Here is a 21020-nt window from a genome sequence, read left to right as displayed (position 1 = left end):
GAGGCCGATGCGGCGGTGGTCGTGGCCTACGGTCTGATCCTGCCGCAGCCCATTCTCGACGCGCCGAAACATGGCTGCCTCAACATCCACGCCAGCCTGCTGCCGCGCTGGCGCGGGGCCGCGCCCATTCACCGTGCGATCATGGCGGGCGACGAAAAGACCGGCGTGTGCATCATGCAGATGGAAGCGGGGCTTGATACCGGACCGGTGCTGCTGTGCGAAGAGACCGAGATTGGCAAGGCTGAGACCACGGCGCAATTGCATGACCGGCTAAGCGCCATGGGCGCGGTGGCGATCAACAAGGCGCTGTCGCACCTGACCGATCTGACGCCGCAGCCTCAGCCCGAAGAGGGCGTCACCTATGCGGCCAAGATCGACAAGGCCGAAGCGCGCATCGACTGGACCCGCCCGGCGGTCGAGGTGGATCGTTTGATCCGAGGGCTCTCGCCCTTTCCCGGCGCGTGGTTCGAGCTTGACGGCCAGCGGGTGAAAGTCCTCGGCTCGGTGCTGGACGAGGGCACCGGCGCGCCGGGCGAAGTGCTGTCGGAGGCGTTGCGCATCCCCTGCGGCGACGGGGCGGTGCGGCTGACGCGGCTACAGCGCGCGGGCAAAGGCGTACAGGAGGCGGATGTGTTCCAGCGCGGGGCGCAGATCGCGACAGGTGTGCGTCTGAGCTAAGGCCGAGCGTTCAGCTTTTGGGCGGGGTGCTTTTGTAGACCGGCAGATGCCAGCCGAAATAGAGCGACCCGGCGCGCAGCACCCAAGTCGTCGCAGCGCAGGCCAGCAGCGGGTAGAGCGTGCCATCGAAATAGGGCGCCAGCAGCACGGCGACGGCGGCACCAGAGAGCGCCGCGGTGGCGTAAAGCTCGCCTTGGGTCAGCACCAACGGCAATTGCCCCACCACCACATCGCGCATCAGACCGCCCATACAGCCGGTGATCATGCCCATGACAATGATGATCGGCGCGGATTGCTCTTGCGCCATCGCCACACCGACACCCGCCGCGACAGCGACAGCCAGCGCCAGACTGTCGAGCCAGATCAGAGTGCGAAAGCGGCTTTCGAGCAAGTGGGCGGTGAAAAACACCACCAGCGCCGCCACGATGGCCACGCCGAGCATACTGGGCGTCTCGATCCAGAAGATCGGGTTGCGGTCGAGCAAGAGGTCGCGGATCGTGCCGCCGCCCACGGCGGTCAGGCAGGCGATAAAGGCAAAACCCACGATATCAAGCTGCGCCCGGCTGGCGACAAGCGCACCGGTGATGGCAAAGACCAGCACGGCGGCATAGTCCAACAGGGCCAGCAGGGTCACTTCTTGCCACCGGGTTTGAACGGCGCCATGCCCGCGCGGGCCAGTTCATCGGCGCGCTCGTTCTCGGGGTGGCCGGCGTGGCCCTTGACCCATTTCCACGTCACATTGTGCCGCGCGTTCGCGGCGTCCAGCCGTTGCCAAAGCTCTGCATTCTTGACCGGTTTTTGGGCCGCGTTCTTCCAGCCGTTCTTTTTCCAGCCGAAGATCCAGCCGGTGATGCCGTTCTTGACGTAGTTGCTATCGGTCACCAGCGTGATCTCGGTCGGTCGGCTGAGCGATTCCAGCGCCGAGATCGCGGCCATCAACTCCATGCGGTTGTTGGTGGTCTGCGCCTCGCCGCCCTTCAACTCGCGTTCCTTGACGATCTTGTCGCCCTCCTTCGCGCGCATCAGCACGCCCCAGCCGCCGGGGCCGGGATTGCCCGAACAGGCACCGTCAGTATAGGCGTAGAGGTCAGGCATGGGTATCTCCGGCAGTTTCCAGCGCGGTTTAGGCGGCTGGCGCGCGGCGGTCAATCAGGCGGGTTGGCGCAGAACGCGCGGCACCTTGAATTCCACGTTTTCCTGCGCGGTTTCGACCAGATCGGTGGTCACGTCGTAGCGCGCTTTGAAGGCGTCGATCACCTCGTTGATCAGCACTTCGGGGGCCGATGCGCCCGCCGTGATGCCGATGCTGCCGATGCCCTCCAGCGCGCGCCAGTCGATGTCTTCGGCCCGCTGCACCAGTTGCGCATAGGCGCAGCCCGCGCGGGCACCGACTTCGACCAGCCGTTTGGAGTTCGAGGAATTCGGCGCGCCCACCACCAGCATCGCGTCGCATTTGGGCGCCATGGCCTTGACCGCTTCCTGACGGTTGGTCGTGGCGTAGCAGATGTCTTCTTTATGCGGGCCGATGATGGCGGGGAAACGCGCCTGTAGGGCGGCCACGATATCGGCGGTGTCATCGACGCTGAGCGTGGTCTGGGTGACATAGGCCAAACGCTCCTCATCGCGCACGGCGACGCTGGCCACATCCTGAGGCGTTTCCACGAGCAGCACATCGCCTTCGGGCAACTGGCCCATGGTGCCGATCGTCTCAGGGTGGCCCGCATGGCCGATCATGATGATTTGAAGGCCCGCATCCGCGTGCCGCTGCGCCTCGATATGCACCTTGGAGACCAGCGGGCAGGTGGCATCGACATAGATCATGTTGCGCGCCTGCGCCGCCGAGGGCACGGATTTCGGCACCCCATGGGCGGAAAAGATCACCGGGCGGTCGTCGGGGCATTCGGAGAGTTCCTCGACAAAGACCGCGCCCTTGTCGCGCAGCCCGTCGACGACGAATTTGTTGTGCACGATTTCATGGCGCACATAGACCGGCGCGCCCCACTTCTCGATCGCCATTTCGACGATCTTGATCGCCCGGTCCACGCCCGCACAGAATCCGCGCGGCGCGGCGAGGTAAAGGGTGAGGGGCGGTTTGGTCATGGCGAAATCTCCGGACGGTTGGCGCAGAGGTAAGGGCTTGGGCCCGCTTCGTCCAGCCCGTCAGTCCGACTTGGGCGCAGGCTCGCCCGCCGTGGCGTGCACCAGCGCGGCGGCCTGCGCCCGGTTGCGGATGCCAAGCTTGCGGTAGCCGGATTTCGCATAGTCCGACACGGTGTGGATCGAGAGGTTGCAGCGATGCGCGGTCTGCTGGCGGGAGTAGCCATGGGCCAGCAGGTTCACCACTTCGGCTTCGCGCGGGCTGAGTTTGCCGAAGGCAGAGGGGTTCTCGGGCAGGGGCAGGGGCGCGGTGCCGGTCAGGTCTTCGATCCGGCGGTGCATCAGCAGGCAAAAAAGGCGCAGATCCTCGGCAATATCGCTAAAGGCGCGTTCGAAGGCTTCGGCCTCCATCCCGTTGCCAACGATGAAACCGCCAAAACGTTCGGAGCCCTTCAGCCGCATCGGCACGGCAAAGGCGGCATGCAGCCCTTCGCGGCCTGCGCGGGCGATCAGCGAATGCTCGGACGGGGTGACATCGGGGTAGAGGTGTACGAAGGCTTGGCCGATCGTCAGGACATCATAGCTGTTGCACGAATGGTGCAGGAATGGGTCATCCTCGGGCGGGAGATCATCGTAGAGATCGGGGATGGTGGACAGGAATTGCGCGTCCTTAAAATCCGCCCCGACACTGATGTGGACGGCGTGGGTAAAGCCGGCCTCACGGAAAGTTTTTACGATCCCATCCCAAAGCGCGCTTACATCTTGAAGCTTTTCCAAACGTACTGCGGCATCGAACAGCATCTTCCCTCACTTTCCCCCCTTTTTCGGGGGATCGTCTACTTCTACGGGAGCAGGTAGTATGGGATCAAGGGGAACGCATGGGTTCATGTGCTGTATTGTATCTTCCCTGGGGTATTTTAAAAATTTCACAGGCCAGTGACGCCGCAGTCGCTGGCCTGGTATTTGTATGCCCATCATCCAGACGCCACGCACAGTAAGGCCGCTGCCGCACGGGGGCGGCATGGTTCTGCGCGAAACGGAGTTGCGTCTTTTATTCGTGCGGTGCAGGGTCGCGCGGCGGGCGGCCGATCACATCACGCAGATCGTCAAGCTCGATAAAGTTGTCGGCTTGGCGGCGCAGGTCATCCGAGATCATCGGCGGTTGGCTGCGGATCGTCGAAACGACCGAGACGCGCACGCCTTGGCGTTGCAGGCTTTCTACCAACGGGCGGAAATCACCATCACCAGAGAAGATCACGATGTGATCGACGCGCGGGGCAAGTTCCATCGCATCGACGGCCAGTTCGATGTCCATGTCGCCTTTGACTTTGCGGCGGCCCATGCTGTCGGTGTATTCCTTGGCCGGTTTCGTGACCATGGAAAAGCCGTTGTAGTTCAACCAGTCGACAAGCGGGCGGATCGGCGAATATTCATCGTTTTCCAACAGCGCGGTGTAGTAGAAGGCGCGCAGCAGCTTGCCGCGGCGCATGAACTCCTGCCGCAGCAGCTTGTAGTCGATGTCGAAGCCCAGCGTCTTTGCCGCGGCGTAGAGGTTGGAGCCATCTATAAAAAGCGCCAACCGCTCATCTTTGTAGAACATTAAACTATCCTTTCGGCAGGCTTCGCCGTATTCCCGGTTTGAACTGTAATTGCCGCGGATTAACAAATCCGTGACCTCTGGCGATGCCCCCACATCAGGGTGCATAACTAAGGCTTTTTAACGATGTCGCAAGACCCCGGGGATATGGAATTAAGCAGTAGAGAGCCTATACGAAAGTATAGTCTTCTGGTTGCGCTTGGTGGGAACCTTGCATCTTCCGTGGGTAACCCTCGGGAAACGCTGAAATCGGCGTTAAAGCTATTGCAAACGTCTGGCGCGGTGATTCGCGCCACCAGTGCTTTTTATCATACACAGGCCTTTCCCGCAGGGGCGGGGCCGGACTATGTGAATGCCGCCGCATGGCTCGAAGCGCCCTGGGATCCGCAGAAGGCGCTTGGCGTCTTGCATCGGATCGAGGCGCAGATGGGGCGCGAACGGGTGCAACGCTGGGGGCAGCGGACCTTGGATCTGGATCTGCTGGCCTGCGATGATATCGTGTTGCCCGACCGCCAGACCCACAAGATGTGGCGCGATTTGCCCTTGGAGGCGCAGATCTGCCGCACGCCGGATCAATTGATCCTGCCACATCCCCGGCTACAGGATCGTGCTTTCGTCTTGGTGCCTCTGGCCGATGTGGCCCCCGATTGGGTGCATCCGCTGCTTGGAAAGCCGGTGCGCGCCCTGCTCGAAGCCCTGCCTGAGCGGGATCGTGCCGAGGTGCGGCGGCTGCAATAACGGCTTGTAAATCTGCCCGAGGCGGCTTAAATACCGCACTTCTGGCAGTAAATGAGATATTGGAGGCTTCATGGCCCGCGTCACCGTCGAAGATTGTGTGGATAAGGTTCCGAACCGTTTCGAACTCGTCATGCTGGCCGCGCATCGTGCCCGCGAGATCTCTGCCGGATCGCAGCTGACCGTTGACCGTGACAACGACAAGAACCCTGTCGTTTCCTTGCGTGAAATCGCCGAAGAAACACAGTCGGCCGATGACCTGCGCGAGCGGCTGATCGAAAGCAACCAAAGCCAGATCGAAGTCGATGAGCCCGAAGAAGATGCCATGGCGCTTCTGATGGGTGCCGAAGAGGACAAGCCCGAAGAAGACAGCATGTCCGAAGAAATGTTGCTGCGCCAATTGATGGCCGCACAGGGGCAGGGCTAACCCCCGCGCCCCGGCCGGGGCTATGAGGCAGATGGCATGAACAGCGCCGACATTACTGCCGACGACCTGATCGCTCTCGTTCAAGGCTACAATCCGCGTACCAACGAACCCTTGATCCGCGCCGCTTTCGACTATGGGGCGCGGATGCATGAGGGGCAGTTTCGTCATTCCGGTGAGCCCTATTTCACCCATCCCGTCGCTGTCGCCGCGATCCTCACGGAACAGCAGCTTGACGATGCGACGATCATCACCGCCCTTCTGCACGACACCATTGAAGACACCAAAGCGTCTTATGCCGAGGTGCAAAGCCTCTTTGGCGGCGAAGTGGCGGAATTGGTCGATGGTGTCACCAAGCTGACCAACCTTCAGCTGAACTCGACCGAGACCAAACAGGCCGAGAATTTCCGCAAGCTTTTCATGGCGATGTCCAAGGACTTGCGCGTCATCCTCGTCAAACTCGCCGACCGTTTGCACAACATGCGCACGATCAAATCCATGCGCCCGGACAAGCAGATCAAAAAGGCGCGGGAGACGATGGACATCTACGCGCCGTTGGCGGGCCGTATGGGCATGCAGTGGATGCGCGAAGAGCTTGAAGATCTCGCCTTTCGGGTGCTCAACCCCGAGGCGCGCGCCTCCATCATTCGCCGTTTCATCACCCTGCAACGCGACACCGGCGATGTGATCCAGCGCATCACCGGCGACATGCGGGTGGAGTTGGAGAAGGCCGATATCGAAGCCGAGGTTTTTGGCCGGGCCAAGAAACCCTATTCGATCTGGCGCAAGATGGAGGAGAAGGAGCAAAGCTTCTCGCGCCTGTCCGACATCTACGGCTTTCGGGTCATCACCGCCTCTGAGGAAGACTGCTACCGCACCCTCGGGGCGATTCACCGCCGCTGGCGGGCGGTGCCGGGGCGGTTCAAGGATTACATCAGCCAGCCCAAGACCAACGGCTATCGCAGCATTCACACCACCGTTTCAGGCCGCGACGGCAAGCGGGTCGAGGTGCAGATCCGTACCCGCCAGATGCATGACGTGGCCGAGACCGGCGTCGCCGCCCATTGGTCCTACCGCGACGGTGTGCGCAGCCGAAACCCCTTTGCCGTCGATCCCGCCAAGTGGATCAGCCAGCTGACCGAGCAGTTCGACGCCGAGACCGATCACGAGGATTTCCTCGAAGCGGTGAAGCTTGAGATGTACGCGGATCAGGTCTTTTGCTTCACGCCCAAAGGTGATGTGGTGAAGCTGCCGCGCGGGGCCACGCCGATTGATTTCGCCTATGCGATCCACACCCGGATCGGCAATGCCTGTGTGGGGGCCAAGGTCGACGGGATGCGCGTGCCGCTTTGGACCCGGATCAAGAACGGCCAGTCGATTGAGATCACCACCGCGCAGGGCCAGACGCCGCAGGTGACATGGCTCGACATTGCCACCACGGGCAAGGCCAAGTCCGCGATCCGGCGGTCCCTGCGCGAGGTTGACCGCGAGCGCTTTATCAAACTGGGCCGCGAATTGGCGCGCTCGGCCTTTGCGCAGGTTGGCAAAAAGGCCACCGATAAGGTGCTGCATACCGTGGCGAAGAACATGCGGCTCAATGGCCCCGACGAGGTGCTTGCGCGGCTTGGCAGTTCCGAACTCACGGGCCGCGAAGTGGTGGAATGCGTCTATCCCGACCTTGCCCCGCAAAAGGGCGAACAGATCGACGTGCGCCGCGCGGTCGTCGGGCTAGAGCCGGGGCAGAGCTTTGACCGCGCCCCCTGCTGCACCCCGCTGCCCGGTGAGCGGATCGTCGGCATCACCTTCCGCGGCAAGGGCGTGACCGTTCATTCGATCGACTGCGATCGCCTGTCGGAATACGAAGACCAGCCCGAACGCTGGCTCGATCTGCGTTGGCACGATGGCAGCCACCCGGCGGTCTATACCTGCGCCTTGGACATCACCATCGGCAATGGCGCGGGCGTACTTGGGCGGGTCTGCACCTTGATCGGCGAAGCCTCGGCCAATATTTCGGATCTGGAGTTTGTGGAGCGCAAGCCTGACTTTTACCGGCTGGTGGTCTATGTGGATCTCAGAGACGTAAGTCACCTGCATTCGCTGATGTCCACGCTCGAAGCCGAGAGTGAGGTCGCCGATGTCAGCAGGCACCGCAATATGAGCATGGGAAAGACCGCCTGACCCTGCGCAGACGAAACGCCGATACTGGACCTGAGACTTGATTTTCAAACGCCGCGATCCGAAACCGACCCTGCGCGCGCTGGCCGAGTTTCTGTGGCCGCGCGGCGGTTGGACGCGTGCGTTTCACTATGTCAAACACCGGATGCGGCGGCTGCCCGACAGCCCCGAGCGCATTGCGCGCGGCATCTGGGCTGGGGTCTTTACCACCTTCACGCCCTTCTACGGCCTGCACTTCATCGTGGCCGCGCTGATCGCGCGGGTGATGCGCGGCAATATTCTTGCCGCGCTGATGGCCACCTTTTTTGGCAACCCGCTGACCTATGTGCCCATTGGCATCGCGGCCCTGCAAACCGGGCATTGGATCCTCGGCGCGCCCGTGGCACCGACGGCGCACCGCTCGTTCGGGGGGAAGTTTCTCGACGCCGGGCGCGATCTGCAAGAGAATTTCGTCGCGATCTTTACCGATACCCAGATGGATTGGACCGGGCTGACGGTGTTTTTCCATCAGGTCTTCTACCCCTATCTGATCGGGGGCATCCTGCCGGGAATGATCTGCGCCTCCATCGCCTATTACATCTCGGTCCCGGTGCTGCGCGCCTATCAAAAGCGGCGGCGCGGCATGATCAAAGCCAAGTTCGAGGCGCTCAAACATAAGGCCGCGCAAAAGGCCGACGCCAAGCGCCACGCCGACTGATCCTGTCGCGCCATCAATTTTCGGGAAAAACCGCTTCCCCCTATGGGGTTGGCGAAAGTTCCGACCTATGGTCGGGGCAAGTGATGCAAGGGGAATCGAGATGGCGGATCAACCAAAGCTGAGATTGGGCGTAAATATTGACCATGTGGCGACTGTGCGCAACGCGCGGGGCGGCGCCTATCCCGACCCGCTGCGCGCGGCCAAGATCGCGGAAAAGGCCGGGGCCGATGGCATCACCGCGCATCTGCGCGAAGACCGGCGGCATATCTCCGACGCCGATATCGAAGGTTTGATGGAGGTGCTGTCGGTCCCGCTCAACTTCGAGATGGCCGCGACGGATGAGATGCAAAAGATCGCCCTGCGCCACAAGCCCCACGCTGTCTGCATCGTGCCTGAAAAGCGCGAAGAGCGGACCACCGAGGGCGGGCTGGAAGTCGCGCGGGAGGAGAACAAGCTGGCCCATTTCATCGCGCCCCTGCGCGAGGCGGGCAGCCGGGTGTCGATCTTCATCGCAGCCGAGCGTGCACAGATCGAAGCCGCGAACCGCATCGGCGCAGAGGTGATCGAATTGCACACCGGCGCCTATTGCGATGCCTTCGCCGAGGGCCGTTGGGATGAGGCGGATGTCGAACTTAACAAGCTGCGCGAAATGTCGCGTTTCGCCGCCTCTCTCGGGCTTGAGGTGCACGCGGGCCACGGGCTGACCTATGACACCGTCACCCCGATCGCCGCTTTCCCCGAGGTGCGTGAACTTAACATCGGGCATTTCCTGATCGGAGAGGCGATCTTTCTCGGGTTGGAACCCGCGATTTCCGAGATGCGCCGCCTGATGGATGAGGCCCGCGAGGGCTGAGCGCGGCCCCCGCCGGTGGCGGAAAATCTCTCAAAGGGTGCCTCCCTCTGGACCTAAAGCGGCTTTGACTGCGTTGGGCCGCCAGACTGGTTAACAAACCTAAGGAGGCACCAATGAGCGACCATATCGACACACTGAAGAAACTGCACACCCGCCTGATCGACAGCCGCGACGGCTATCGTGAATCCCGCAAGCAGGTTTCGGATGAGGCGGCTTTCGTCGGCTTCTTCGACCAGCGCATCGCGGAACGCGAGAAGTTCCATACAGAATTGCACCGCCAGCTTGGCGCCGATGGCGTCGATGTCTCGGAAGAAGGCTCCGCCGCCGCAGCAGCCCACCGTGGATGGCTGAAACTGCGCGACGCGGTGACCGGCGATGACGAGGCGGTCTATGACGAGATCGTCAATGGCGAATCCGCTCTGGTCGAAAACTACGACGATGCGATCAAAGCCACGGCTGGCCGCCCCGGCTATGAGTTCCTGACCGAACAACGCGCCGCCGTTCAGCGCGCCATCGACGAGGCGAAAGCCCAGAAGGCCCGCCACGCCGCAGCCTAAGCGCCGCGCTTTGCCGCTCGTTTGAACGCCGTCCCGCCTCAGCGGGGCGGCGTTTTCGCGTTGGATTGCCGCTTTTCCTCGCTCACGCCGCGTGATCTACTGAAGGCAAAGGGCCATCGGCCCCGTCTCGCGGCAAGAATGGCACTCAATGATCCTCGGCATCGGCACTGATCTGGCAAATATCGAGCGTATCCAAGCTACGCTCGATCGTTTCGGCGACCGGTTTCGCAATCGGGTGTTCACCGAGGTCGAGCAACGCAAGGCCGAGCGGCGGCGCGATGTGGCGGGCACCTATGCCAAACGCTGGGCCGCGAAAGAGGCCTGCTCAAAGGCGCTTGGCACCGGGCTGCGCATGGGCATCGCTTGGCGCGACATGGCGGTCAGCAATCTGCGCACCGGTCAGCCGGTGATGGAGGTCACGGGCTGGGCCGCCGACCGTCTCGCCGCGATGACCCCGCCGGGGCATGAGGCGATCATCCATGTCACCCTGACCGACGATCACCCTTGGGCGCAGGCTTTCGTGGTAATCGAAGCGCGCCCTCTTGCCGATCCGGCCCGTTAGGGTGGCCTGCGCCGCCGTTTCGCGTCATATGCACGCGGTGCAGGCCGATCCGGCCCCGCGTCACTTGACTTGGCCCGCACGGCCCCGCATGTAACCCCAAACCGATATGTCAGGAGCGCCGCATGGCCGCTAAGGAAAAAACCGGCAACGCCTTTGTCGAAACCATCAAGACAATCTTCTGGGCGCTGCTGATCGCCGGTGTCTTTCGGACCCTGTTCTTCCAGCCTTTCTGGATCCCCTCCGGCTCCATGAAAGAGACGCTGCTGATCGGTGATTTCCTCTTTGTGAACAAGATGGCCTACGGCTATTCCTATGCCTCATGCCCCAGCCTGATGCTGCCCGGTGTCGGGATCGAGATTGACGCCAAGGATGTCTGCGGTGTCTTCGATGGCGATAACGACCGTCTTTTCGGCTCTGAGCCAGAGCGCGGCGATGTGGTCGTCTTCCGTCATCCTGTCTCGGGCCGCGACTACATCAAACGCCTGATTGGCCTGCCGGGGGACAAAGTGCAGATCAAAAACGGTGTCATCAGCCTGAACGGCACCCCGGTTAAGGTCGAAGATGCGGGCACTTTCGAAGAGGTCATGGCCCCGCAAGGCCCGCAACAACTGCGCCCGCGCTGTGAAAACGGCCCCGTGGGCCAACGGGCGGCCTGCGTGAAAAGCCGCCAGATTGAAACCCTGCCCAATGGCGTGTCCTACCCGACCCTGAACATCACTAATCAGCAGTCGGACAACACGGGCGTCTACACCGTGCCCGAGGGGCATTACTTCTTCATGGGCGACAACCGTGACAACTCTGCCGACAGCCGCTTGGCGCAGCGCGCCGGGGGTGTGGGGTTCGTGCCCTTTGAAAACCTCATTGGCCGCGCGGATCGCATCATGTTCAGCTCTGCCGGGCGTTCGATGCTGTTCTTCTGGACATGGCGCGGCGACCGCTTCTTCGAAGCAGTCAGATGAAACTGAGCGGAGACCTCAAAGCCTTCGAGACACGGATTGGCCACCATTTTGCCAAGCCGGAGCTGCTGGTGCGCGCGGTGACCCATGCCTCCATGTCCTCGGCCAACCGCGACGACAACCAGCGGTTGGAGTTTCTGGGCGACCGGGTGCTGGGGCTCGTCATGGCCGAAGCGCTGCTGGCGCTTGATCCCGGTGCCACCGAGGGGCAGTTGGCCCCGCGTTTCAACGCATTGGTGCGCAAGGAAACCTGCGCCGATGTGGCGCGTGAGATTGATCTGGGCAAGGTGCTCAAGCTCGGTCGGTCTGAGATGATCTCGGGCGGGCGGCGCAAGCAGGCGCTTCTGGGCGACGCCATCGAGGCGGTGATCGCGGCGGTTTATCTGGATGGCGGTTTTGACGCCGCCAAGAACCTCGTGCTGCGGCTTTGGGGCGACCGGCTGAAGACCGTCAAGGAAGATGCGCGCGACGCCAAGACCGCGCTGCAGGAATGGGCGCAGGCGCGCGGGCTGAACCCACCGCGCTACGTGCAGACCGGCCGCAGCGGGCCGGATCACGCGCCTGTCTTTACCATTACCGCGCGGCTGGACAACGGGGCCGAGGCGGCCGCCACCGCGCCGTCGAAACGCGCCGCCGAACAGGCCGCCGCCAGCACGCTGCTGCGGCAATTGGAGAGCAACACATGACCACCCGTGCCGGATTCGTCGCCCTGATCGGAGAGCCCAACGCGGGCAAATCCACCCTGCTGAACCGCATGGTCGGGGCCAAGGTCTCGATCGTGACGCATAAGGTGCAGACCACCCGCGCCCGCATTCGCGGCGTGGCGATGGAGGGCGATGCGCAATTGGTCTTCGTCGACACGCCGGGCCTCTTCCAGCCGCGCCGCCGTCTGGACCGCGCCATGGTCGCCGCCGCTTGGGGTGGCGCGGCGGATGCCGATGTGATCGTGCTGCTGATCGAGGCGCACCGCGGCGTGACCGAGGGGGTGGAGCGCATCCTCGAAGAGCTTGGCAACATCGCCAAGGGCCGCCGGGTGGCGCTGGCGATCAACAAGATCGACCGGGTCGAGGCGCCGGTGCTGTTGGGGCTGGCCGAGAAGATGAACGCGGCCTTCGACTTCGCCGAAACCTTCATGATCTCCGCCGAGCGCGGCCACGGCACTGACACCCTGCGCGAATGGCTGGCGGGCGAGGTGCCGGAAGGCCCGTGGCTCTACCCCGAGGATCAGATCGCCGACCTGCCGATGCGCAACATCGCCGCCGAGATCACCCGCGAGAAGCTGACCCTGCGCCTGCATCAGGAACTGCCCTACCAGCTGACGGTTGAGACTGAAAACTGGGAAGAGCGCAAGGACGGCTCCGCCCGGATCGACCAGTTGGTCTATGTCGTGCGCGACGGCCACAAGGGCATCGTGCTGGGCAACAAGGGCGAGACGATCAAGGCCGTGGGCAAGGCCGCGCGGGAGGAGCTTGAAGAGTTCCTTGGCCGCAAGGTGCATCTGTTTTTGCAAGTGAAGGTCCGCGCCAACTGGCTGGAAGAGGCCGAGCGCTATTCCGAGATGGGCCTGGATTTCAAAGATGGCAATGACTGACGCCAAAGGTCTGCCATGGCCCGCCTGACTGCGCGCTTCTGGGTCGATGCCTATCTCGCCCGGCTCAGGTTGCAGGACATCCCCGCCTTCGTCGTGGCCCATGGCGATGACACCGGCGGCGCGGTGCTGGTGAAACTCTCCACCCTCAATGGCCGCGCGGTGCTGTTCCAGCGGTCTTTCGATCTGATGAGCGGCGAGCGCCGCTGGGTTGAATTGGCTTCCGGCGACGAGGCCAAGGTCGATGCCACGGTCACCCGCCAACGCAGCTTCGATCCGGACCTCTGGGTGATCGAGGTCGAGGACCGTCAGGGCCGGCACCTTCTGGACGAGCCGGGGTTCGCCTGATGGAATGGCGCGATCAGGGCATCCTGCTAAGCGCGCGGCGACATGGCGAGACCTCTGCCATCATCGAGGTTTTCACCCCCGCTCAGGGACGCCACGCGGGCGTCGTCCGTGGCGGCACCAGCCGCAAGATCGCCCCCAGCCTACAACCTGGTGCGCAGCTTGATGTGGCGTGGCGCGCGCGGCTGGAGGACCACATCGGCGCCTTCACCGTCGAGCCTTTGCGCAGCCGCGCCGCCGTGGCGATGCAGGACCGTCTGGCGCTGGCGGGGCTGAATGCGGTCACCGCGCTCTTGGCCTTTTGCCTGCCCGAACGCGAGCCGCATCCGGCGCTTTACCAGCGGACCGAGGCGCTGCTGGATATGTTGGGGCAGGGCGATGTCTGGCCGCTGGCCTACCTCAAGTGGGAACTGCGGTTGCTGGAGGAAATGGGCTATGCGCTCGACCTCGATGCCTGTGCGGTGACAGGGGCGACCGAGGGGCTGATCTATGTCTCCCCCAAGACCGGGCGCGCAGTCTCGGCCAAGGGGGCGGGGGAGTGGGCGGACCGGCTTTTGCCTTTGCCGCCTGTGCTGCGCGGCGGGGCGGGCAATGATGCTGAGGTGGCGCAGGGGCTGCGGACGACGGGGCATTTCCTGACCGCGCATCTGGCGCGGGACTTGGGCGGCAAACCCCTGCCGGAAGCCCGCGCGCGCTTTGTCGATGCCTTTAGTCGGCGGCTTTGAAAACCAGACGTTCGCCGCTGTCGTCCGACAAGATCATCGTGTCGCCCAGCACGTCCGAGATGGTCACCTCTGTCAGCGCATCGAGGAACGCCGTCTCGCCCGCAAGGTCGGGGCAAGCGCGGCGCGTGACGGCGATATGGCCTGTGTCGAACCACGGGTAGGGCACCGTCATCGCGGCGCTATAGGCGTTGCAGGGGGCCTGCCCGGCGATCTTGCCGGTCTCTGGGAAGGTCAGGGTCGCGCGGGCATCGAAGGGCTTGCCGTCCAATTCCACCAGATGCCAAGTCTTGTCGCCCGCGCCATAGGCGCGGACGGTTTCATCGCCTTGGCATTGCGGCAGGGCGCTGAGGGCGGCGAGGATCAGAAAGCTGCGCATGGGCTGTCCTTTGGAGTGAAGCGCCGCCTATGTCCCTGACATCCGCGGCGCTTGCAACCCCGGTGGATCACCCCAGAAGGCGGCGGGCGATAACCTGCGCCTGAATCTCGGCGGCACCCTCAAAAATGTTGAGGATTCGCGCGTCGCAAAGCACCCGGCTGATCTTGTACTCCAGCGCGAAACCATTGCCGCCGTGGATTTGCAAGCCATTGTCGGCTGCCGCCCATGCGACCCGCGCGCCCAGCAGTTTCGCCATGCCCGCCTCTACGTCGCAGCGGCGTCCGGCGTCCTTCTCGAAGGCGCTGTAATAGGTCAACTGCCGCGCCACCATCAGCTCCACCGCCATCATCGCCAGTTTGCCCGAGACGCGGGGGAAGTTAATCAGCGATTTGCCGAATTGCTTGCGGTCTTGGGCGTATTGCATCGAGATATCCAGCGCCGATTGTGCCACGCCGATGGCGCGGGCGGCGGTCTGGATGCGGGCGCTCTCGAAGGTCTCCATCAGCTGTTTAAAGCCGTGCCCCTCTTCGCCGCCGAGGAGGTTCTCGCCCTTCACCTCGAAACCGTCGAAGCCAAGCTCATATTCCTTCATGCCGCGGTAGCCCAGCACCTCGATCTCACCGCCGGTCATGCCGGGCGTGGGGAAGGGATTGGCATCATCGCCGGGCGTTTTCTCGGCGAGGAACATCGACAACCCACGGTGGTCTGTCGTCTCCGGGTCCGTCCGCGCCAGCAGGGTCATCACATGGGTGCGCGCGGCATGGGTGATCCATGTCTTGTTGCCGGTCACCTTGTAATCATCCCCGTCCTTGACCGCGCGGGTGCGCAGGCTGCCGAGGTCTGAGCCCGTGTTCGGCTCGGTAAAGACCGCCGTGGGCAGGGTTTCGGCGCTGGCGATGCGGGGCAGCCATTTCTCTTTCTGCGCCTCGGTGCCGCCGCAGAGGATCAGTTCGGCGGCAATTTCCGAGCGGGTGCCGAGCGAGCCGACCCCGATATAGCCGCGCGACAGTTCCTCGCTGACCACGCACATCGAGGCTTTGGTCAGGCCCAGCCCGCCGTATTCTTCGGGGATGGTCAGGCCGAAAACGCCCATCTCGGCCAGTTCCTCGATCACCTCAATCGGGATCAGCTCATCCTTGAGGTGCCAGTCATGGGCGTGCGGCTCGACCTTTTCGACCGCGTAGCGGCGGAACTGGTCGCGGATCATCTCAAGCTCTTCATCCAGACCGCTGACGCCAAAGGTTACATCGGCGCTGCGTTCCTGCATCAGTTCGACCAGACGGCTGCGCGCGGCTTGGGTGTTGCCCGCGCGGGTCAGGCTGCTGATCGCAGGGCTGTCGAGTGCCGCCTCATCCTCGGCTCTCAGCCCCAGATCTTGCAGGCGCAGCATCTCCCCTTGGTTCATCTGGATGCCGCCGCAGATTTGGCAGATGTATTCGCCAAAGGCGATCTGGTGCAGCAGTTGCTCCACCTCACCAAAACGCCCCTCGGCTTGCAGCCGTTCGGCCCAAAGCTGCATCTGCCGAAGGGCTTGGACATAGGTGGCGAGCCAAGCAAGCCCGTGGGCGGCGGTCTGATTGGCCTCAATCAGCTTGGCCGTGACGCGACCGCTGTCGCTCACCTGCGCACGAACGGCGGCGGTGGCGGCTTCGAGCAACTGGTCGAGCGGCGGCAAGGCCGCGCCGGTCTGCCCGATCAGATCGTCGAGAATTACGCGATGCATCGTCATGTCCTGACCGTCATGTGCCATGGGCTGTCCTTTCTTGCTTGGGATAGGCATAGCCCTTTCGCAGTCGCAGCACAACAAAGATACGTTTCGCTGCGGCATTTTGTTCTAATCTTGCGCGGTCATTTTTGACGTGCGGCCCCGGAGGAGGGTGCTATGTAACGGTATGAACAGTATTTTCCCCTTTCTCACCCCGTTCGAATTTTATGCTGCACTTGCAATCGGTCTTTGCGGCGGCTTCGTCAAAGGCGTGGTAGGCTTTGCCCTGCCATTGGTGCTGATTTCCGGTCTCACGACCTTCATGGCGCCCGATCTGGCCTTGGCCGGGCTGATTCTGCCTACGGTGCTGGCCAATGCCTTCCAAGCGCTGCGGCAGGGGCCGCAGGCCGCGTTGCGGTCGATCAAACTGTTCTGGGTGTTTCTGCTCTGCGGTGGCATGATGCTGGTGCTGTCGGCCCAGATGGTGCGGCTGGTGCCAGCGACGGTGATGCTGCTGATGATCGGCGTGCCGGTGGTGCTCTTTGCGCTGCTGCAACTGTCGAAACATCAGTTCCATCTGGCGCAGCGGTCGACGAAGGTCGAGGCGCTGGTTGGCGGATTTGCCGGGGCCGTCGGGGGGATTTCCGGCATCTGGGGGCCGCCCACGGTGGCCTATCTCACCGCGCTTGGGACCGCGAAACATGACCAGATGCGGATCCAAGGGGTGATCTACGGGCTGGGCGCGGTGGCGCTGCTCGTCGCGCATATCGGCTCGGGCGTTCTGAACGCGCAGACCTGGCCCTTCTCGGCGCTGTTGATTCTGCCGGTAATGCTGGGCGTTTGGCTGGGCAGCAAGGTGATGGATCGGGTCGATCCGGTGCTGTTTCGCAAGATGACTTTGGTGGTCTTGATGGTGGCGGGGTTGAACCTGATCCGGCGGGCGATTTTTTAATCGGTTGAATTTGCCCCCCGGGCCCGGAAACAAGTCGCAGGCGCCGGGCCATCGCCTGCCTGCGGGCAGGAGATGACCCTCAGGAAACGATCGCAAAGCATCGTATGCAGCTAGGCGCTAGCAGTGTCCGATTTTGAGTAGGGTGAATTTGCGCTCTCATCGCTTCTGCGAAGCGACTGCCGCGCGACGCCTTTTGCTTTGCAAAAGGCTTGGTGGAGCCTAGCGGGATCGAACCGCTGACTCAGAGTAGCCGCGCAGCGGATGCGCGTCAGTCAGCCCCTCTATCGGGCGAAGCATAGCAAAAATAGAAACGGAGGGTGATGGTGGAGCCTAGCGGGATCGAACCGCTGACCTCCTGCATGCCATGCAGGCGCTCTCCCAGCTGAGCTAAGGCCCCATCGTGGATCGTGATCGTGTGATCCGGGTCGTTCTGTGGCGCTGTCTAGGCGCTGGCGGAGGCGGGATCAAGCGGAAAATTGACCCCGCCGCCGATTAATTAATCTTCGTCGTCCGACGGAACATCGGCAAGGTCGTCGAGCGGTACTGTATCGTCATCATCGTCGTCATCGTCGAGGATGTCGTCGTCCAGATCCACATCGACCGCGTCATCGTCATCGACCAAGGATTCCTCATCAACCTTGTCGCCCTTCTTGGCTTTGGCTGTGACCGCATCCTCGGCGTCCGCCGCGATCATGCGCGACTTGGCGTTGTCGACCTCGACCTCTTCGCCCGTGTAGGGGCTGATGATCGGATTCTTGTTGAGGTCATAGAAGCGCTTGCCCGTAGTGGGGCACAGGCGCTTGGTTCCCCATTCTTCGTTGGGCATGAAACACCCCTTTATAATATTGCTGTTGCGTGTAGATGATTCCGGCCAAGTGCCATATGAGGGGGGCACTGTCAAAGGCTTTGGCCTCTATCTAGGGACGTTGCTCCGGTAATGAAAGACCCTGTGCTGCCCGGCAACCCGCCGATTCCGCTGATCCTGCGCCGTTCGGCGCGCGCGCGGCGCATCTCGCTGCGCATCTCGCAATTGGACGGGCGGGTGACCCTGACGATGCCGAAACGGCTGGCGGAGCGTGAGGCGCTGGCCTTTGCCGAAAGCAAACAGGACTGGATTCGCCAACACCTCGCCGCGCGGGGCGAGGATGTGATCGTGGCCTCCGGCGCAGAGCTTCCGGTGGGCGGCAAGCTGCTGCGTGTGCGCGGCGGGCAAGGAAGGGGCGTGCGGATCGGCCCCGAAGAGATCCTCGTGCCCGGCCCAGAGGAGAGCCTGGGCAAACGTCTGGCGGCGCATCTGCGCGAGGTGGCGCGCGACCGCCTTGCCGGGGCTTGTGACGACTATGCCGCGCTGCTGGGCCGGCCCTATGTCCGCATCACCCTGCGCGATACGCGCTCCCGCTGGGGGTCTTGCTCCAGCGACGGGGCGCTGATGTTCTCTTGGCGGCTGATCATGACCCCGCCCGAGGTGCTGGACTATGTCGCCGCCCATGAGGTCGCGCATCTGGCGCAGATGAACCATTCCCCCGCCTTCTGGGCCGAGGTCACGCGGATCTACGGCGATTATCAGGCGCCGCGCCAATGGCTGCGCGACCACGGCGGCGGGCTGCACCGCTATCGTTTCTAAGCCAGCGTGGCGAAACGCGCCTTCAGCAGCGCTTCGGCATATTCATCCTCGGCCGTGCTGTCATGCACCACGCCGCCGCCCACGTTCAGCCGCAGCCGCCCCTCCGCGTAACAGGTCGCCGTGCGGATCGCCACGTTGAACTGCATCGCACCCGTGGGGGCGATCCAGCCCACTGCCCCGCAATAGGCATCGCGCGGGGCCGGTTCCAAAGCGCGCAGGATCTGCATCGCGCGTATCTTGGGGGCTCCGGTGATCGAGCCGCAGGGAAAGAGTGCGTGAAAGAGGTCGGTCAGCCGCTTGCCGGGCAAGACCTGCGCCGTGATGCGCGAGGTCATCTGATGCAGGGTCTCATAGGTCTCGATCTCGAACAGTTTCGGCACCTTGACACTGCCCACCTCGGCGAGTCGGCTGATGTCGTTGCGCAAAAGGTCCACGATCATCAGGTTCTCGGCCATGTTCTTTTCGGAAACCGCAAGGTCGCCGCGCAGCTTCGCGTCCTCCGCAGCATCCCGCCCACGCGGCGCCGTGCCCTTCATCGGACGGGCGGTGAGCTGCCCCTCGGCAGTGAGCGCAAAGAACAGCTCCGGCGAGCGTGACAGGAGCACAGGCCCGCCAAGATCGACGAAAGCGCCATGTGCCACGCTTTGCCGCTGGCGCAGTCGGGCATAAAGTGCGGCGGGCGTCCCGGTATAGCGCCCCTCCATCCCGAAGGTCAGATTGGCCTGATAGATGTCCCCGGCGCTGATGAAGTCCTGCACCTCAGCAAAAGCGGCCTGATACTGCGCAAAATCCCAATCCGGCGTGAGGTCCGACAGGCTGGAACCACCCGCCTCTTCGGCAAAACCATAAGCCTCGGGCGCATCAAAAACGCCGAAGCGCAGCAGGGGCAGCCCGCGCGCCGCAGGCATCAACTCGTGCAGCTTGTGCGATCCAAGATAGCCTAACTCGTAACTCGCATAGCCCGCCAACCACGCGCCGCTTTCCTGCGCCGCTTCAAGTGCCGCAAAGGCGGCAGGCACCTCAGCCGGGGTCTCGGCACTGATGATCCGCCGCGGCGCGGTGAAGGCCGTGCCGTGCCCCAGCGGGCCAGTGTCGAAAAGAACGCGAGCGGCAGTCATGGCGGGCCTTAAAAGTCCGCAGGCACGCGCATATCGCGCAGGGGCCGCACGATATCGATGGATTCTTGGTAGATCGGATGCGCCTTATAGGCGGCCAGTGCCTCGGCATCCGGGAATTCGGCATAGACAACCACATCCACATCCCCCGACAGCGCATCGACACGGGTGTTCTCGCAGATCTCGAAAGTCGTCGAATGCGGAATGTCGGCCAGTTTCCAAAGCCCCGCCACGATCGTCGGAATGTCCTTGGGGTCTTTGGCCGAGAAAAAGACCACATGACGGATGAAGTTTCGTTTGGTCACGGCGCGTCTCCTTATGGCAGTTTGACCTCCGATAAATCGCCGCAGAGCCCGGGACAACGGGTGATCGCATCTTGGCTGCAAAATGCCGCGCTTGACGGGTGGCTGGTTTGTGATCACAACCGCATCATGAACCTGACCCCACGCCCTGTCGAGGCCACGCCGCTGGCCCATGATCGTGTCTACCGCCGCCTGCGCGCGCGGATCATGCATGGCGATCTGCCGCCCGGCCACGCGCTGACCCTGCGCGGCATCGGCAAGGAATATGAAGTCTCGATGACCCCGGCCCGCGAAGCGGTGCGGCGGCTGGCGGCAGAGGGGGCGCTGACCATGTCGACCTCCGGACGCATTTCCACCCCCGAACTCAGCAACGAGCGGATCGAGGAACTGGCCGCCCTCCGCGCACTCTTGGAGGTTGAGCTTGCTTCACGCGCTCTGCCACGCGCCCATATGGCGCTGATCGAGCGGATGCAGACGATCAACACCAATATTGCCGAGGCCGTGGCCCACCGCGATGCCGTCAGCTACATCCGCACCAATCTCGAATTTCACCGCACGCTCTACCTGCGCGCCCAAGCGCCGGCCATGCTCGCCATGGCGGAAACGGTCTGGCTGCAACTCGGCCCCACCATGCGCGCGCTCTATGGCCGCCTGCGCCGGACCGAGCCGCCGCATTTCCACCGCCTGATCATCGCCGCCCTGCGCGCGGGCGATGAGCCGGGGCTGCGGCTGGCAGTGCGTTCGGATGTGACCCAAGGGCTGCGCATGCTGGCCAGCTGATCCCGCCCATGGCTTGACAGCCGGGCAGCAGCGGCGCATCAAAGGCATATGGAAAAGATTAGCTTCACATCTGTCTATTACCCCCGCTCCTGACCGGCGCGGCACCCATTTCCCATATCCACAAGCCGCCACAGCGCGGCTTATCCTGTCTCCCTGTGGCCTCACAGAAAGAGACGA

The 21020-nt window shown here is 63.2% G+C and carries 26 protein-coding genes and 1 tRNA gene; 16 read left to right on the top strand and 11 right to left on the bottom strand.

What is annotated here, in order from left to right; all coding sequences use genetic code 11:
* Positions 1–678, top strand: a 678-nt coding sequence (fmt, locus tag ACGYK7_RS15080; protein WP_394403369.1) for a methionyl-tRNA formyltransferase, incomplete at its 5' end; no start/stop codon positions are given.
* A 10-nt stretch (positions 679–688) separates the two neighbouring features.
* Here fmt and ACGYK7_RS15075 read toward each other — a convergent pair.
* From ACGYK7_RS15075 to ACGYK7_RS15055, 5 genes are all read right to left on the bottom strand, one after another.
* Positions 689–1312 (bottom strand): trimeric intracellular cation channel family protein, encoded by a 624-nt coding sequence (locus tag ACGYK7_RS15075; RefSeq protein WP_168612655.1) that lies wholly within the window; start codon positions 1310–1312, stop codon positions 689–691.
* A complete protein-coding gene (rnhA, locus tag ACGYK7_RS15070) occupies positions 1309–1773 on the bottom strand; it encodes a ribonuclease HI (protein WP_394403367.1) in 465 nt (154 codons plus the stop codon). Before rnhA ends, ACGYK7_RS15075 begins: the two co-directional genes overlap by 4 nt.
* A 54-nt stretch (positions 1774–1827) precedes the next feature.
* Entirely contained in the window at positions 1828–2778 is a 951-nt protein-coding gene (ispH, locus tag ACGYK7_RS15065; protein ID WP_394403366.1) for a 4-hydroxy-3-methylbut-2-enyl diphosphate reductase, read from the bottom strand.
* Between the two features lie 60 nt (positions 2779–2838).
* Positions 2839–3576, bottom strand: coding sequence for a helix-turn-helix transcriptional regulator (locus tag ACGYK7_RS15060; RefSeq protein WP_394403364.1), 738 nt, complete (start codon positions 3574–3576; stop codon positions 2839–2841).
* Positions 3577–3826: 250 nt separating this feature from the next.
* Positions 3827–4375 (bottom strand): NYN domain-containing protein, encoded by a 549-nt coding sequence (locus tag ACGYK7_RS15055; RefSeq protein ID WP_394403362.1) that lies wholly within the window; start codon positions 4373–4375, stop codon positions 3827–3829.
* 123 nt (positions 4376–4498) lie between these two features.
* Here ACGYK7_RS15055 and folK point away from each other — a divergent pair, with 123 nt between their 5' ends.
* From folK to recO, 12 genes are all read left to right on the top strand, one after another.
* Positions 4499–5110, top strand: coding sequence for a 2-amino-4-hydroxy-6-hydroxymethyldihydropteridine diphosphokinase (gene folK, locus ACGYK7_RS15050; protein WP_394403360.1), 612 nt, complete (start codon positions 4499–4501; stop codon positions 5108–5110).
* Positions 5111–5180: 70 nt separating this feature from the next.
* Positions 5181–5534, top strand: a complete 354-nt coding sequence (rpoZ, locus tag ACGYK7_RS15045; RefSeq protein ID WP_067264606.1) for a DNA-directed RNA polymerase subunit omega — start codon at positions 5181–5183, stop codon at positions 5532–5534.
* Between the two features lie 36 nt (positions 5535–5570).
* Positions 5571–7709 carry a RelA/SpoT family protein gene (locus ACGYK7_RS15040; RefSeq protein WP_394403358.1) on the top strand — a complete coding sequence of 713 codons (2139 nt, stop codon included), beginning with the start codon at positions 5571–5573 and terminating at the stop codon, positions 7707–7709.
* A 37-nt stretch (positions 7710–7746) separates the two neighbouring features.
* Positions 7747–8403 carry a DUF2062 domain-containing protein gene (locus ACGYK7_RS15035; RefSeq protein ID WP_394403356.1) on the top strand — a complete coding sequence of 219 codons (657 nt, stop codon included), beginning with the start codon at positions 7747–7749 and terminating at the stop codon, positions 8401–8403.
* Positions 8404–8503: 100 nt separating this feature from the next.
* Entirely contained in the window at positions 8504–9256 is a 753-nt protein-coding gene (locus tag ACGYK7_RS15030) for a pyridoxine 5'-phosphate synthase (protein ID WP_394403354.1), read from the top strand.
* A 113-nt stretch (positions 9257–9369) separates the two neighbouring features.
* Entirely contained in the window at positions 9370–9813 is a 444-nt protein-coding gene (locus ACGYK7_RS15025; protein ID WP_394403350.1) for a PA2169 family four-helix-bundle protein, read from the top strand.
* 148 nt (positions 9814–9961) lie between these two features.
* Positions 9962–10375: a holo-ACP synthase gene (gene acpS, locus ACGYK7_RS15020; RefSeq protein ID WP_394403348.1), complete on the top strand. Its 414-nt coding sequence runs from the start codon at positions 9962–9964 to the stop codon at positions 10373–10375.
* A gap of 122 nt (positions 10376–10497) precedes the next feature.
* Positions 10498–11334 carry a signal peptidase I gene (lepB, locus tag ACGYK7_RS15015; protein WP_394403346.1) on the top strand — a complete coding sequence of 279 codons (837 nt, stop codon included), beginning with the start codon at positions 10498–10500 and terminating at the stop codon, positions 11332–11334.
* A complete protein-coding gene (gene rnc / locus ACGYK7_RS15010; RefSeq protein ID WP_394403344.1) occupies positions 11331–12017 on the top strand; it encodes a ribonuclease III in 687 nt (228 codons plus the stop codon). The genes lepB and rnc overlap by 4 nt, the downstream gene beginning before the upstream one ends.
* Positions 12014–12922, top strand: a complete 909-nt coding sequence (gene era, locus ACGYK7_RS15005; RefSeq protein ID WP_394403342.1) for a GTPase Era — start codon at positions 12014–12016, stop codon at positions 12920–12922. The genes rnc and era overlap by 4 nt, the downstream gene beginning before the upstream one ends.
* Before the next feature lie 15 nt (positions 12923–12937).
* Positions 12938–13267: a DUF1491 family protein gene (locus ACGYK7_RS15000; RefSeq protein WP_394403340.1), complete on the top strand. Its 330-nt coding sequence runs from the start codon at positions 12938–12940 to the stop codon at positions 13265–13267.
* Positions 13267–13989: a DNA repair protein RecO gene (gene recO, locus ACGYK7_RS14995; RefSeq protein ID WP_394403338.1), complete on the top strand. Its 723-nt coding sequence runs from the start codon at positions 13267–13269 to the stop codon at positions 13987–13989. The genes ACGYK7_RS15000 and recO overlap by 1 nt, the downstream gene beginning before the upstream one ends.
* Here recO and ACGYK7_RS14990 read toward each other — a convergent pair.
* Both ACGYK7_RS14990 and ACGYK7_RS14985 read right to left on the bottom strand, forming a co-directional pair.
* Positions 13973–14365 carry an META domain-containing protein gene (locus ACGYK7_RS14990; RefSeq protein WP_209216607.1) on the bottom strand — a complete coding sequence of 131 codons (393 nt, stop codon included), beginning with the start codon at positions 14363–14365 and terminating at the stop codon, positions 13973–13975. The genes recO and ACGYK7_RS14990 overlap by 17 nt on opposite strands.
* 67 nt (positions 14366–14432) lie before the next feature.
* On the bottom strand, positions 14433–16115 hold the full coding sequence (locus ACGYK7_RS14985; protein WP_394403336.1) for an acyl-CoA dehydrogenase family protein: 1683 nt from the start codon (positions 16113–16115) through the stop codon (positions 14433–14435).
* 142 nt (positions 16116–16257) lie between these two features.
* Between ACGYK7_RS14985 and ACGYK7_RS14980 the strand changes: the two genes are divergently transcribed.
* Entirely contained in the window at positions 16258–17022 is a 765-nt protein-coding gene (locus ACGYK7_RS14980; RefSeq protein WP_394403335.1) for a sulfite exporter TauE/SafE family protein, read from the top strand.
* A 321-nt stretch (positions 17023–17343) separates the two neighbouring features.
* Here the strand turns inward: ACGYK7_RS14980 and ACGYK7_RS14975 are convergent.
* Positions 17344–17419 (bottom strand) — tRNA-Ala (locus ACGYK7_RS14975).
* A 99-nt stretch (positions 17420–17518) separates the two neighbouring features.
* The gene (locus ACGYK7_RS14970; protein ID WP_394403333.1) at positions 17519–17848 is read right to left on the bottom strand and encodes a TIGR02300 family protein; all 330 of its coding nucleotides are present in this window, start codon (positions 17846–17848) and stop codon (positions 17519–17521) included.
* Positions 17849–17959: 111 nt separating this feature from the next.
* On the opposite strand from ACGYK7_RS14970, the gene ACGYK7_RS14965 reads away from it, so the two are divergent.
* Positions 17960–18646 carry a M48 family metallopeptidase gene (locus tag ACGYK7_RS14965; protein WP_394403331.1) on the top strand — a complete coding sequence of 229 codons (687 nt, stop codon included), beginning with the start codon at positions 17960–17962 and terminating at the stop codon, positions 18644–18646.
* Here the strand turns inward: ACGYK7_RS14965 and ACGYK7_RS14960 are convergent.
* Positions 18643–19764 carry an aminodeoxychorismate synthase component I gene (locus ACGYK7_RS14960; RefSeq protein WP_394403329.1) on the bottom strand — a complete coding sequence of 374 codons (1122 nt, stop codon included), beginning with the start codon at positions 19762–19764 and terminating at the stop codon, positions 18643–18645. The two genes, ACGYK7_RS14965 and ACGYK7_RS14960, sit on opposite strands and share 4 nt — an antisense overlap.
* A gap of 8 nt (positions 19765–19772) precedes the next feature.
* On the bottom strand, positions 19773–20066 hold the full coding sequence (locus ACGYK7_RS14955) for a Dabb family protein (RefSeq protein WP_007118141.1): 294 nt from the start codon (positions 20064–20066) through the stop codon (positions 19773–19775).
* Positions 20067–20192: 126 nt separating this feature from the next.
* Here ACGYK7_RS14955 and ACGYK7_RS14950 point away from each other — a divergent pair, with 126 nt between their 5' ends.
* A complete protein-coding gene (locus tag ACGYK7_RS14950) occupies positions 20193–20843 on the top strand; it encodes a GntR family transcriptional regulator (RefSeq protein WP_067264652.1) in 651 nt (216 codons plus the stop codon).
* Positions 20844–21020 lie beyond the last annotated feature (177 nt).

The sequence above is a fragment of the Sulfitobacter sp. 1A15299 genome (genome assembly GCF_043556915.1).
Classification (GTDB): Bacteria; Pseudomonadota; Alphaproteobacteria; order Rhodobacterales; family Rhodobacteraceae; genus Sulfitobacter.
The sequence above is the reverse complement of the archived record's forward strand: the minus strand, read 5'-3'. Positions and strand labels throughout refer to the sequence as shown.